Genomic DNA, 13,241 nt, shown 5'->3' on the forward strand with positions numbered 1-13,241 from the left:
CTGTTACGCTGCGTCAAGCGGAGGACCCTCCGCATCTCTCCAGTCTGACACGAGAGAGCGCTATGACCACCCCAGCACCGGCCGGCGGCACCGGCACCATCGGCACCGATGAGGTCGCGCGCATCGGCTACGGCGCCATGCAACTGGCCGAGGCCACACCCGAGGACGCGGCGACGGTGTTGCGCCGCGCCGTCGAACTCGGCGTCAACCACCTCGACACCGCGTCGTTCTACGGCCCCGGCGAGGTCAACCGCCGCATCCGCGCGGCGTTGGCGCCCTACCCGCAAGAGCTCGTCATCGTCAGCAAGGTCGGCGCCCGCTTCACCGGCGAAGAACCGACACCGCTGGCCGCAGCGCAGAAGCCGGCCGAGCTGCGTGCCGCTGTCGAGGACGACCTGCGCCAGCTCGGCCTCGACTGCGTTCCCGTGGTCAATCTGCGCCGGATGGACCTGGGCCCCGGCGTGGCCGCCGAGGGTGATCAGGACGTCGACCTCGACGACCAGCTGGCGGAGATGATCGCCCTGCGCGACGAGGGCAAGATCGGCGCGATCGGGATCAGCGCAGTGCCGCTCGACGTGCTGCGGCGCGCGGCCCCGGCGGGCATCGCGTGCGTGCAGAACGCCTACAGCCTGTTGGACCGCTCGCAGGAGAATGCGTTGGAGTTCTGCGCGTCCGAGGGCATCGCGTGGGTGCCGTTCTTCCCGCTCGGGTCGGCGTTCGCCGGCCTGCCCAGCGTCGCCGACGACCCGGTGGTGGCCGAGATCGCCGCAGCCCAGGGCGCGACGCCCGCCCAGGTGGGGCTCGCCTGGCTGCTAGCCCATTCCCCGAACACGCTGTTGATCCCCGGCACCCGCTCCGTCGCGCACCTCGAGGAGAACGTCGGCGCGGGCGGCGTCACCCTGGATCTCGACGCGCTGAAACGGCTGGACGCCCTCGGTTCGACGCGGGGACACGCCCACGGCGTCGACGCCTTCCAGAGGTAACGTCGCTGCCTATGGCGAGCGGTGATCGCATCCGACCCCCGTGGTGGCTGAAGCCGGCCAACCGGCTCTTCATCCGGATGTCCAAGCTGGGACTGAGGTTCGGCGGCGAGAGCCCGGTGGTACTGACGGTGCCGGGGCGCAAGTCCGGACGCGAACGCGCCACGCCGGTGACACCCATGACGGTCGAGGGCAGGCAGTACGTCGTCGCCGGCTTCCCGGGCGCCGACTGGGTGGCCAACGTGCGGGCCGCCGGCACCGCGACGATCGCCCGCGGCCGGCAGGTGCAACGGGTGCGGATGGCCGAGCTGTCGGCCGACGCCGCCCGGCCGATCCTGCGGGCCTTCCCGGCCGAGGTGCCCACCGGGGTGGGATTCATGAAACGGGCGGGCCTGGTCACCGACGGCACCGCCGAGGAGTTCGAGGCGCTGGCCGGGCGCTGCGCGGTGTTCCGGCTGGACCCGGCATAGGAGCGGAAACACTTGACCGACAACCCCTTTCACGCTGAGCACTGGCGACCGGTCGACGGATTTGCCGACCTGACCGACATCACCTACCACCGGCACGTGCGCGACGCCACGGTCCGGGTCGCGTTCGACCGCCCCGAGGTGCGCAATGCGTTCCGGCCGCACACCGTCGACGAGCTCTACCGGGTGCTCGACCACGCCCGGATGTCACCCGACGTCGGCGTGGTGCTGCTGACCGGCAACGGGCCGTCCCCGAAGGACGGCGGCTGGGCGTTCTGCTCCGGCGGCGACCAGCGCATCCGCGGCCGCTCCGGCTACCAATACGCCAGCGGGGAAACCGCCGACACCGTTGACGCGGCACGCGCCGGCCGGTTGCACATCCTCGAGGTGCAACGCTTGATCCGATTCATGCCCAAGGTGGTGATCTGCCTGGTCAACGGCTGGGCGGCCGGCGGCGGGCACAGCCTGCACGTGGTCTGCGACCTCACCCTGGCCAGCCGCGAGCACGCGCGCTTCAAGCAGACCGACGCCGACGTCGGCAGCTTCGACGGGGGCTACGGCAGCGCGTATCTGGCCCGCCAGGTCGGGCAGAAGTTCGCCCGCGAGATCTTCTTCCTCGGGCGGCCCTACACCGCGCAGCAGATGCACCAGATGGGCGCGGTCAACGCCGTCGTCGACCACGCGGAGCTGGAGAACGAAGCGATCCAGTGGGCCGCCGAGATCAACGCCAAATCGCCGCAGGCGCAGCGCATGCTCAAGTTCGCCTTCAACCTGCTCGACGACGGCCTGGTGGGCCAGCAGCTGTTCGCCGGCGAGGCCACCCGCCTGGCCTACATGACCGACGAGGCCGTCGAGGGCCGCGACGCCTTCCTGGAAAAGCGCGACCCCGACTGGACCCCCTTCCCGCGGTATTTCTAGTGCCCGCGGCCGGGGGCGGATCCCCCGCCCCTAGACTCGCCGCCTGTGAGTAAGAGTCCGCTGCGCCGCCTCACCGATCAGGTCGTGCTGGCCACGATGCGCCCGCCGATCGCGCCGCAGGTGCTGCTCAACCGCCCCCCGATCAGGCCCATCGAGCTCGACGGCAAGCGGATCGTGCTCACCGGCGCGTCGTCGGGCATCGGCGAGGCCGCCGCCGAGCAGTTCGCCCGGCGGGGCGCCACCGTGGTCGTCGTCGCCCGCCGCCAGGACCTGCTCGACGCGTTGGCCGGCCGGATCGCGGCCGCCGGCGGCAGCGCCATCCCGATCTCCTGCGACCTGTCGGATTTGGACGCCGTCGACGCGCGGGTCGCCGACGTGCAGGACCGCCTCGGCGGGGTCGACATCCTAATTAACAACGCCGGCCGCTCCATCCGCCGGCCGCTGGCCGAGTCGCTGGAGCGCTGGCACGACGTCGAGCGCACCATGGTGCTCAACTACTACGCCCCGCTGCGGCTGATCCGCGGGTTCGCGCCCGCCATGCTGGAGCGCGGGGACGGCCACGTCATCAACGTGTCGACGTGGGGTGTGCTGTCGGAGGCCTCGCCGCTGTTCGCGGTGTACAACGCGTCCAAGGCCGCCCTGTCGGCGGTGAGCCGGGTCGTCGAGACCGAGTGGGGCCGCGACGGCGTGCACTCGACCACGCTGTACTACCCGCTGGTCGCCACGCCGATGATCGCCCCGACGAAGGCCTATCAGGGCATGCCGGCGCTGACGTCGCAGGAGGCCGCCGAGTGGATGATCACCGCGGCCCGCACCCGGCCGGTGCGTATCGCGCCGCGGATGGCGATCGCCGCCAAGGCGCTCGACACGGTGGGGCCCCGTTGGGTCAACGCGATCCTGCAACGCCAGAGCATCCAGCCGGCGTCGGGGTAGCCGGCCGCGTTCGTGCTAGACACGAACCATGGAGATCCTGGCAAGCCGGATGCTGCTCCGGCCGGCGGACTACGAGCGGTCGGTGGCCTTCTACCGCGACCAGATCGGGCTGGCGATCGCCCGCGAATACGGTGCGGGCACAGTGTTTTTCGCGGGCCAGTCGCTGCTGGAGCTGGCCGGGTTCGGCTCCCCGGACCATTCCCGCGGCCCGTTCCCCGGCGCGCTGTGGTTGCAGGTGCGCGACGTCGAGGCGACGCAGGCCGAGCTGATCGGGCGCGGGGTGGCGATCGCGCGCGAGGCGCGGCGGGAACCGTGGGGCCTGCACGAGATGCACGTGACCGACCCGGACGGGATCACGCTGATCTTCCTCGAAATCCCCCCTGAGCACCCACTACGCCGCGACACCCGAGGTGAACAAAAGGGAAACGCCGGTTAACTGAGAGGTAACATCTGGCGACGGTTCAAGGTACACCCGCATTTCGCCAGTTCCCCCATTCGACAATGGGACTCCCCTACCACCAGAATCGGGCGATGTGAACATCCAATTGTTCCTCTTGATCATTGTCGTAATCACGGCACTGGCTTTCGATTTCACGAACGGCTTCCACGACACCGGCAACGCGATGGCGACCTCGATCGCCAGCGGCGCGCTCAAGCCCAAGACGGCGGTCGCGCTCTCGGCGGTGCTGAACCTCGTGGGCGCGTTCCTGTCCACGGCCGTCGCCGCCACGATCGCCAAGGGTCTGATCGACTCCAGCATCGTGTCGCTCGAGTTGGTCTTCGCCGGCCTGGTGGGCGGCGTGGTGTGGAACCTGCTGACCTGGCTGCTCGGTATCCCCTCCAGCTCGTCGCACGCGCTGATCGGCGGCATCGACGACGCCACCATCGCGGCCGTCGGCGCGCACGGGGTCATCTGGAAGGGCGTGGTCTCCAAGGCCATCATCCCGGCCGTCGTCTCGGCGATCCTGGCGATCATCGTCGGCGCCGTCGCGACCTGGCTGGTGTACCGGATCACCCGCGGCGTCCCGAGCAAGCGCAGCGAGGCCGGCTTCCGGCGCGGCCAGATCGGCTCCGCCTCGCTGGTCTCGCTGGCGCACGGCACCAACGACGCCCAGAAGACCATGGGCATCATCTTCCTGGCCCTGATCTCCTACGGGTCGGTCAGCAAGAACGCGGCCATGCCGCCGCTGTGGGTGATCGTCAGCTGCGCGCTGGCGATGGCGACCGGCACCTACCTGGGCGGCTGGCGGATCATCCGCACCCTGGGCAAGGGCCTGGTGGAGATCCAGTCGCCGCAGGGCATGGCGGCCGAGTCCTCCTCCGCCGCGGTGATCCTGCTCTCCGCGCACTTCGGTTACGCGCTGTCGACCACGCAGGTGTGCACCGGCTCGGTGCTGGGCAGCGGGCTCGGCAAGCCGGGCGGTGAGGTCCGCTGGGGCGTCGCCGGCCGCATGGGCGTGGCGTGGCTGGTCACGCTGCCGCTGGCCGGGCTGGTCGGCGCGGTCACCTACTGGATCGTGCACTCGATCGGCGGGTACCCCGGCGCCATCATCGGCTTCCTGCTGCTGGTCGCGGTGTCGGCCACCATCTACATCCGGTCGCGCAAGGTCAAGGTCGACCACAACAACGTCAACGACGACTGGAAGGGCGACCTGACCGCCGGGCTCGACGAGGCGTCCAGCGCCCAGCTGCCGCCCACCAACGGTGCCGGCCCCACCGCCGGCGCCGGCACCACGGCGCCCCGCTCCGGCTCCGACGACCCGACCGTGAAGGCGAGCGCATCATGAGTCACTTCAGCGACTGGTTTAACTACCAGGCCAGCATCAAGATCCTGATCTTCTCCATGCTGGCCGGTGCAGCGCTGCCCGGGTTGTTCGCGGTGGGCATCCGGCTGCAGGCGGCCGGCTCCGGCGACATCAGCCTGAACGGCAGCGAGGGCGGCCAGCGCAACCCCGCCCTGACCGCGGCCGCCTGGGTGATCTACGGGTTGGTCGTCGCGGTCATCCTCTTCGCGCTGTTGTTCATCGCCCGCGAGTTCATCGCGCATCACACCGGGTACCCGTTCCTGGGGGCAAAAGCCAAGTAACATCGGCAGATGCCCACCGAGTTGCCGAACCGAACGCCGGGGGGAGCTGGAGCAGCGTGAACGGATTTCTGCATTCCGTGGTGTCGTGGCTGCGGGCGGGATACCCCGAGGGCATCCCCGCGACCGACACCTTCCCGGTGCTGGCCTTGCTGAGCCGCCGGTTGTCCAACGACGAGGTCAAGGCCGTCGCGCAGGAGCTGATGCAGCGTAACGAGTTCGACCACGTCGACATCGGGGTGCTGATCACCCAGATCACCGACGAGCTGCCGGCGCCCGCCGACGTCGAGCGGGTCCGCGAGCGGCTGGCCGCGCAGGGCTGGCCGTTCGACGACGATCCCGCCGAGGATCGCGCATAGCCGTACTGCGCGCCCTCACCGTTTCACCGGGATCGGCCGCGTCCTCGTTGCTGCCGGCCCTGCAACGGGTCCTCGACGGCCGCGACTCCGCCCTGGTGACGGTGGCGCCCGACGACGATCGGGCGGCGGGCGCCCTGCGGGTGGGCGAGGACATCGACGACGACGTCGCCCTGGTCGCGACGACGTCGGGAACCACCGGCGCCCCCAAAGGCGCGTTGCTGACGGCCGCGGCTTTGACGGCCAGCGCGACAGCCACCCACGACCGGCTGGGCGGGCAGGGCGCCTGGCTGCTCGCGCTGCCGCCCTACCACATCGCGGGCGTGCAGGTCCTGGTGCGCAGCGCGATCGCCGGCTCGGTGCCGGTGGAGCTGGACGTCAGCGCCGGCTTCGACGTCGCCCGACTGCCCGCCGCCATCCGACAGTTGCGCCCCGGGCGCCGCTACACCTCGCTGGTGGCGGCCCAGCTGGCCAAGGCGCTCGCCGAGCCGGCCGCCGCCGCCGCGCTCGCCGAACTCGACGCGGTGCTGCTCGGCGGCGGCCCCGCCCCGCGCCCCGTCCTGGACGCTGCCGCGGCAGCGGGCGTCACCGTGGTGCGCACCTACGGCATGAGCGAGACCGCGGGGGGCTGCGTGTACGACGGCGTCCCCCTGGACGGCGTGCGGCTGCGGGTCGACGACGGCCGCATCGTCCTCGGCGGCGCGACCCTGGCCAAGGGCTACCGCAACCCCGTCACGCCGGACCCGTTCGCCGAGCCCGGCTGGTTCCGCACCGATGACCTGGGGTCGGTCGACGCCGCCGGGCTGCTCACCGTGCTGGGCCGCGTGGACGACGCGATCAGCACCGGCGGGCTGACCGTGCTGCCGCAACCGGTCGAGGCCGCGCTGTGCAGCCACCCCGCCGTCGCCGACTGCGCGGTGTTCGGGCTGGCCGACGACCGGCTGGGCCAGCGGGTGGTCGCCGCCGTGGTGGTCGCGGACGGCTGCCCGGCGCCCACCCTGGACGCGCTGCGCCGCCACGTCGGCCGCACCCTCGAGGCCACGGCGGCGCCCCGCGAGCTCCACCTCGTCGACGCCCTGCCGCGGCGCGGCATCGGCAAGGTCGACCGCGCGGCGCTGGTGCGCCGCTTCGCCGGCGATCAATAAGCTGACCGTCCGTGAGGGTCGCTGGACGGGAGGCGCTGGCCGCGGCGGCCGGGGCGACGCTGGTGGCGGCGGCGGTCGCGCTGCCGCTGCTGGATCGGGGTTCCCGGCCGCGCCGCGACCTCGGCCCGCAGCGGCTCGCCACGCACGCGCAGGCGACGCCGATCTTCGGCGAGTGGGAGGTGCACGTCGGCTGGGGCACCGGCCCCGCCGTCGCGCTGGCGGTCGCCGCGGTGCTGTGGGGACCCGCTCTGGCGCAACGGGTCTCGTGGCGGACGCTGACGCTCGGCGCGTGGGCCACCGGCTGCGTGTGGGCCTTCGCGCTGGCGATGATCGACGGCTGGCAGCGCGGCTTCGCCGGCCGGTTGACCACCCGCGACGAGTACCTGTTCGAGGTGCCGCGCATCACCGACATCCCCGCGACGTTGCGCACCTTCGCCAGCCGAATCGTCGACTATCAACCGGACTCGTGGACCACCCACGTCTCCGGGCACCCGCCGGGCGCGCTGCTGACGTTCGTCTGGCTGGACCGCATCGGCCTGCACGGCGGCGCCTGGGCCGGGTTGTGGTGCCTGCTGGTCGGGTCGAGCGCGGCGGCCGCCGTGGTGGTGGCCGTGCGCGCGCTGGCCGACGAAGAGACCGCCCGCCGCGCCGCCCCGTTCGTCGCCGTCGCGCCGACGGCGATCTGGGTCGCGGTCTCCGCCGACGGCTACTTCGCCGGGGTGGCGGCGTGGGGCATCGCGTTGCTGGCCGTCGCGGTGCACCGCGCGGTCCGGTTTCCCGCACTGACCGCCGCCGCCGCGGGACTGCTGCTGGGCTGGGGAGTGTTCTGCAACTACGGCCTGGGGCTGATGGGGTTGCCGGCCGTCGCGGTGCTGGCGTCGGCCCCCGGCTGGCGCGCGGCGCGGCGGGCGCTGGTGCCGGCGATGCTGGCCGCGGTGGCGGTCGCGGTCGCCTTCGCCGCGGCGGGGTTCAACTGGTTCGACGGCTACACCCTGGTCCAGCGACGCTATTGGCAGGGCATCGCGAACGACCGGCCGTTCCAGTACTGGGGCTGGGCCAACCTGGCGGCGGTGGTGTGCGCGATCGGGCTGGGCGGCGTGGCCGGGGTCGCGCGGGCGTTCGACGGCGCCGCCCTGCGGCGCCGCTCGGGATTTCACCTGGTGCTGGTGGCCATGCTGGCCGCGATCGTGTGCGCGGACCTGAGCATGCTCAGCAAGGCCGAGGTGGAACGGATCTGGTTACCCTTCACCGTCTGGCTCGTCGCGGCGCCCGCGCTGGTGCCGCGCGCCCCGCGCCTGTGGCTGGCGCTCAACGCCGCCGGGGCGCTGCTGGTGAACACCGTGGTGCTCACCCACTGGTAGGGCCGGCTGGTAGGGCGGGCTAGAGCCCCGCCGCGCGGGTCACCCGCGCGAACCGGCTGCCGGGCGCGCAGGCGCGGCGCACCACGGCGACGTCGGCCACCACGTCGATGTCGGCCAGCTGCTGCACCGTGGCGACCTCGATCCCGCTGTCGCGCAACGCCCGCAGCGTCAGCTCCCCGGTGTCGGCCCGCGACATCGGGACGCCGCGCAGGCATTCGGCCATCGCGGGCGACGCCACGCCGAGCACCCACCAACCGCCGTCGGCCGCCGGGCCCAGGACGGCCGGTGCGTCGAGCAGCCGGCGCGCGCAGCCGCCCAGCAGGTCGGCCGTCACCTGCGGGGTGTCCATCCCGATCTGCAGCACCGGGAACCCGGTGGCGGCGTCGGCGTGCGCGTTGGCCAGGCGCGCGGCGAAGTCGGCGCCGCGCTGAGCGATGACCGTGAAGTCGCGCAGCCGCTGCCGGATGTCGGCCGCCGCGGCCGCCTGCTCCAGGTCGCCGGTCAACGCCACCACCCGCGCGGCCACCGGCGCGGCGGCCACGGCGTCCAGCGTGTCCAGCAGTGCGGCGGCGGCGATCTCGGCGGCCACCCGGTCCCCGACGGACGCCGCCAGCCGGGTTTTGGCGCGGCCCGGCTCGGGCGCCTTGGCGACCACCAGCGCGGTGACGTCCAGCGCCGTCACGAGATCACTTTCCAGAAGTCGAGGATCGCCGTGATGCTGCCCTTGAGCGAACCGCTGACCTTCGACTTGCCGCCCGTGCGCGGCCCGTAACTGATGTCGAACTCGACCACGCGCCAGCCGGCGGCCGCCGCGCGGACCAGCAATTCGAGGGGATACCCTGAGCGCCGGTCCGCGACCCCGAGGTCCAGCAGCGCCTCGCGGCGCGCGACCCGCATGGGCGCGACGTCGTGCACGGGCAGGCCGTGGCGGGTCCGCAACCGCCAGCTCATCACCACGGTGCCCACCCGGGCCACCCACGGCCAATGCAGCCCGGCGACCGGCCGGCGCCGCCCGGTCACCAGGTCGGCGCCGCGGCGCAGCTCGGCGACCAGCCGCGGCAAGTCCCCGGCGTCCATCGAGCCGTCGGCGTCGATGACGGCGACGATGGGGGTGCTCGCCGCGACGACGCCAGCGTGGACCGCCGCGCCGTACCCGGGCCGGGGCTCGGCGACGACCCGGGCGCCGTGCCGGCGCGCCACCGCGGCGGTGTCGTCGGTGCTGTTGTTGTCGACCACCAACGCGTGGTAGCCCGCGGGGATCGCCGCCAGCACCGCCGGCAGCGACTCCTCCTCGTTGAGGCAGGGCAGCACCACCGTGACCTCGTCGGCCCCGCGGTCCGGCCCTGCGAGCTCAGAACCCGTGGCGACCTCCGCTGCGCGGCTCCTGCGGGACCGCCGGCTGCGTCGGCACGACGGGTTGCCGCGTCTGCGTCGGCAGCGGCGCCTGGGTGGTCGGCTTGGGCGGGCTCGGGACGGTGGTCGGCGCCTCGTGCGTGGTCGTCGGCGGCGAGTACGTCGTCGTCGGCGCTTCGGAGGTGGTGGTCGGCACCTCGTGTGTGGTGGTCGTGGGCGCGACCGTGGTGGTGGGCTGGGTCGTCGTCGTGGGCGGGACCGTCGTCGTCGGCGGGGTCGTCGTCGTCGGCGGGACCGTCGTCGTGGTCGGCGGGGTCGTGGTCGTCGGCGGGGATTTCGTCGTCGTCGGCGGCGGGTACGGGGGGTACGGGTTGTACGGCGGGTAGTTGGGCCGCCACCCCGGGAACGGGATGGGGATCGGCACCGGCACCGGCACCAGCGGGTTCGGGCCGGGCCCGTAACCGGGCACTCCCGGCTCCAGCGGCGCCTCGGGCACGGGGTTCTGCGGCACTGGCTGTGGCGCCGGGCCACCGCCCGTCGGGGCGGACACGGTGCCGCCCTGGAAGCCGGCGTTGGGCTGGTCCACCGGGGGCGGCGGCACCGGCGCCTGCTGCTGCGAGGGCAGGATCGGCAGGAACTTGCCCGGGGCGGCGTTCTGCACGCCGACGACGGGCTGCTGGCTGGCGGTGGGCCGCACGGCGATGGCGATCGCGGCCGCCAGCGACGCGAGTCCCACGACCGCGAAGGCGATGACGGCGTTGCCGATCAGCAGCGAGCGCCGCGACAGCCGCGCCGGCTCGGCGGCGTCCTCGTCGTCACCCTCGGCGTAGCCCTCTGCGTAGCCCTCGTCGTCGTAGTCGTAATCGTCGTAGCCGCCCAGGGCGCCGCCGTCGTCGGCCATCGAGTAGGCCAGCTGCTGGTCCTCGGGATCGGCGAACTCGCCCTGGGGAACCACGGCCGTCTCGTCGCCGGTCAGCCCCGCCGCCGGGGCCATCGCCGTCGCGTCGCCATACCCGCCGACCGCCGGCGCCATCGCCGTCGCGTCGCCATACCCCCCGACCGCCGGCGCCAGCGCCGTCGCGTCGCCGGCCAAGCCGACCGCCGGGGCCATCGCGGTGGCGTCGCCGGCGGTGAAGGCCGCGGGCGCGGCGGCGATCGCCGCGCCGCGCGCCAACGCGAAGGTGGGGTCGTCGGCCACCTGCACCCGCATCGTCGAGCCGTCGCGCAGCTCCTCGGCGACCCGGTTCAAATCCGGGGACGCCCCCAGGAGCAGCACGTCGTCGGGGAAGTCCGGGCGGGCGCTCAGGTTCGCCATCATCGTGTTGAGCGCGGCGGTGGAGTCGGCGCTCGACGCGCCCGCGAGCGGCCGGGTGGCCAACACCGTCGGTGGGGCGTCGGGGTCGCCGGCGGCGGGATCGACCAGCGACAGCGTCGCCGTGGCGTCGTCCATCACCAGCGCCGCGCCGGGGTGCCCGGCCGCGCGCATCAGCGCGGCCACGGCCTGCGACTCCGAGAGCACCCCCACGTTGTGCACTCCGGAATCCTCGAGCGCGCGCCGCAGGGCGTCGGCGCTGGTGCGATCCGTCCAGCACACCCGGGTGCCCACCAGCCGGTGGTTCTCACCGGCCAGCAACCGGTTGGTGCCGGCCACGGTCTCGGTCAGCTTTGCGATGGGGTTGTCCGCCAGGTCGACGACGGACTGGTCGATCACGCCCGCGCTCTGCGCCCCCGACCCGACCAGCGCCAAGCGGGCGACGGGGCCCGTGACCGCAACCCCCAACACGACGTCCATACCGGTTCTCCTTCGGCCGGCCACCCCACGACCAGCAATCTCCCGGCATCATTAAACTTGCGATACCGTCGGCAGTATCACTCATTCGAGAGGTTCGCCTACTAGCGCAGCGTAACCAGCTTCTCGCACGCCGGGCCGGTCGCCGCGGATCCGCCCTGCTGAGCGACGGTGCCACGGCGTCCGAACGGAGAATATGTTCGCAACCCAGCGGTGCAGCCGGTTCGGCGGGGTGATCCCTCGCCGGCGAGCCGAACGCGCGCCACACGCAACCATCCTTGACTCCCGGGGGGCATGGTGAGCCAGATCAGCGACGAGGCGCCGACCGGCCCCATCTCCGGGCCGCCGGGGCCGGCACAGCAAACGCCGCGGGCCCGCATCGCCCGCGCCGCCGGGCCCGGCGCCGGGCGCCGCGGCAACCTCGCCGCCGACCTGACGGGCGTGGTGCTGGTGGTCGTGGCCCTGTTCCTGCCGTGGAACCTGTACTTCGGCCTGGGCATCCCGGACAGCAACACGACCGTGTTCGTCGTGCTGCTCGGCGTGACGCTGCTGTCCGTCGTCGCCTTCGCCGTAGCCGGGTCCTGGCGATCGGGCGGCGCGCCGTTGAACCCGCGCACCGCCGGCCTGATCCGGTTGCTGCTCAACGTGCCCTACCTGACGCTGGTGCTCGGGTTCGTGGCGTTCGACGCGGCCCAGACGGTGCGGTTCGGCGGCACGGTCGCCATCCCCGGCGGGGTGGGCCCGGGTGCCTGGGTGGGCGCCGCCGGCGCGCTGGTGGGCGCGCAGGCCCCGAGCACCGGCGCCCACGCGGGGCCGTTGCCCGCCGGCGAAGAGCGCACCGGCTGGCACGCGACCGCCCGCGTCATCGGCTACGTGTCCATGCTGGCCGCCGCCCTCAGCTTCGGCTTCAACCTGTACTGGCGGGTGCGGTACGCGCTGCAAAGCCCCAACGGCGCGGGCGATTTCGGCAAGCAGAATGTCGCCGTCATCGCCACCGCCGTGGTCTACGGAGTGGTCGCGCTGGCCGCGGTCCTGGTGGCCTCCCGATGGCTGCTGCGCGGCACCCGCGCCGCGCAACTGGCGACCGTGGCGCTGGGATCCTCGGCCCTGGTCGCCGGGGTCGTGGTGTGGGTCCTGCCGGTGGGACGGGACCTCGACGCGTTCCACGGCATCGCGCAGAACACCTCGACCGCCGGTGTCGGGTTCGAGGGCTACCTGGCGTGGGCGGCCGGCGCCGCGATCTTCGCGCGCGGCGCGCTGCTGGGTGCGCGCACCGCCGCGCCGGCCGAGGAGGCGGCGTGGCGGGCGGCGGCCCGGCACGGGTTGCTGCTGATCGGGGTGTGGAGCGTGGGCTCGATGCTGATGCGGATCACCGACCTGCTGGTGGGCATCAGCCTGAACTACCCCTTCTCCCGCTACGACAGCGTGGTGCTGGCCGGGTTCGACCTCGTCACCGCCGCGCTGTCGCTGTGGGTGCGCGCCCGGCTGGCCCACGCCTCGGCGCGCCCGGTGGCGGCGCTGTGCGGGCTGGTCGCCACCCTCGGCGTGGCCCGGGTGGTCGTCGGGGTCGCGCTGGCGCCGCGGTTCGCGGATTCGCCCAATTCGCCGGAGCAACACCCGGTGTACGGCAACAACCTGGCCCAGCAGATCACCAGCACCTTCGATCTCACGCTGGTCGGGGTGGCGCTGGGCGTCGTCGCGGCCACCCTCGTCGCCGGCCGGCTGAGCGGCCGGCGGCGCAATCGTCGCGCGCGGCCCGCTGCCGGACGCCCGGGCGGGCGGCCCGGCGCGCGCCGCCGACGTCCTGGGTTTCCGCGCGGCCGTCGACCCGGTGGAGGGGTTGCGCGGCTTCGCGT

The 13,241-nt window shown here is 73.3% G+C and carries 12 protein-coding genes and 2 pseudogenes; 11 read left to right on the top strand and 3 right to left on the bottom strand.

The genetic code is table 11. The annotated features are described in order from the left end of the window. Positions 1 to 62 precede the first annotated feature (62 nt). The 10 genes and pseudogenes from A5700_RS16560 (at position 63) to A5700_RS16605 (ending at position 8,243) form a co-directional block, all read left to right on the top strand. On the top strand, positions 63 to 983 hold the full coding sequence (locus A5700_RS16560; protein WP_068064817.1) for an aldo/keto reductase: 921 nt from the start codon (positions 63 to 65) through the stop codon (positions 981 to 983). 11 nt (positions 984 to 994) lie between these two features. Beyond that, positions 995 to 1,450 (top strand): nitroreductase family deazaflavin-dependent oxidoreductase, encoded by a 456-nt coding sequence (locus tag A5700_RS16565; protein WP_068064814.1) that lies wholly within the window; start codon positions 995 to 997, stop codon positions 1,448 to 1,450. A gap of 12 nt (positions 1,451 to 1,462) precedes the next feature. Continuing rightward, a complete protein-coding gene (locus A5700_RS16570; RefSeq protein WP_068064811.1) occupies positions 1,463 to 2,365 on the top strand; it encodes a 1,4-dihydroxy-2-naphthoyl-CoA synthase in 903 nt (300 codons plus the stop codon). Positions 2,366 to 2,410: 45 nt separating this feature from the next. Continuing rightward, positions 2,411 to 3,298: an SDR family oxidoreductase gene (locus A5700_RS16575; RefSeq protein ID WP_068064808.1), complete on the top strand. Its 888-nt coding sequence runs from the start codon at positions 2,411 to 2,413 to the stop codon at positions 3,296 to 3,298. Positions 3,299 to 3,326: 28 nt separating this feature from the next. After that, complete coding sequence (locus A5700_RS16580; RefSeq protein WP_068064805.1) at positions 3,327 to 3,734, top strand: VOC family protein; 408 nt, start codon at positions 3,327 to 3,329, stop codon at positions 3,732 to 3,734. A gap of 97 nt (positions 3,735 to 3,831) precedes the next feature. Continuing rightward, positions 3,832 to 5,068 (top strand): annotated as a pseudogene (locus A5700_RS16585) (anion permease). 13 nt (positions 5,069 to 5,081) lie between these two features. Further along, positions 5,082 to 5,384, top strand: a complete 303-nt coding sequence (locus tag A5700_RS16590; RefSeq protein WP_068064800.1) for a hypothetical protein — start codon at positions 5,082 to 5,084, stop codon at positions 5,382 to 5,384. A gap of 56 nt (positions 5,385 to 5,440) precedes the next feature. Then, positions 5,441 to 5,740, top strand: a complete 300-nt coding sequence (locus A5700_RS16595) for a DUF3349 domain-containing protein (RefSeq protein ID WP_068064797.1) — start codon at positions 5,441 to 5,443, stop codon at positions 5,738 to 5,740. A gap of 59 nt (positions 5,741 to 5,799) precedes the next feature. Beyond that, the gene (gene menE / locus A5700_RS16600; RefSeq protein WP_369828279.1) at positions 5,800 to 6,882 is read left to right on the top strand and encodes an o-succinylbenzoate--CoA ligase; all 1,083 of its coding nucleotides are present in this window, start codon (positions 5,800 to 5,802) and stop codon (positions 6,880 to 6,882) included. A gap of 11 nt (positions 6,883 to 6,893) precedes the next feature. After that, positions 6,894 to 8,243 carry a hypothetical protein gene (locus A5700_RS16605; protein WP_068064792.1) on the top strand — a complete coding sequence of 450 codons (1,350 nt, stop codon included), beginning with the start codon at positions 6,894 to 6,896 and terminating at the stop codon, positions 8,241 to 8,243. A 19-nt stretch (positions 8,244 to 8,262) separates the two neighbouring features. Here A5700_RS16605 and A5700_RS16610 read toward each other — a convergent pair whose 3' ends face one another. From A5700_RS16610 to A5700_RS16620, 3 genes are read right to left on the bottom strand one after another with little or no spacing between them, the layout of a single operon-like run. Further along, entirely contained in the window at positions 8,263 to 8,925 is a 663-nt protein-coding gene (locus A5700_RS16610; RefSeq protein WP_068064789.1) for a DUF2064 domain-containing protein, read from the bottom strand. Beyond that, on the bottom strand, positions 8,922 to 9,557 hold the full coding sequence (locus tag A5700_RS16615) for a glycosyltransferase family 2 protein (protein WP_197502701.1): 636 nt from the start codon (positions 9,555 to 9,557) through the stop codon (positions 8,922 to 8,924). The genes A5700_RS16610 and A5700_RS16615 overlap by 4 nt, the downstream gene beginning before the upstream one ends. A 37-nt stretch (positions 9,558 to 9,594) precedes the next feature. Further along, positions 9,595 to 11,388 carry a hypothetical protein gene (locus A5700_RS16620; protein WP_068204858.1) on the bottom strand — a complete coding sequence of 598 codons (1,794 nt, stop codon included), beginning with the start codon at positions 11,386 to 11,388 and terminating at the stop codon, positions 9,595 to 9,597. A gap of 1,780 nt (positions 11,389 to 13,168) precedes the next feature. Here A5700_RS16620 and A5700_RS27030 point away from each other — a divergent pair. Next, a pseudogene (locus A5700_RS27030) lies at positions 13,169 to 13,241 on the top strand (hypothetical protein); the annotation flags it as partial.

The organism is Mycobacterium sp. E1214 (assembly GCF_001666755.1).
Taxonomy (GTDB): Bacteria; Actinomycetota; Actinomycetes; order Mycobacteriales; family Mycobacteriaceae; genus Mycobacterium.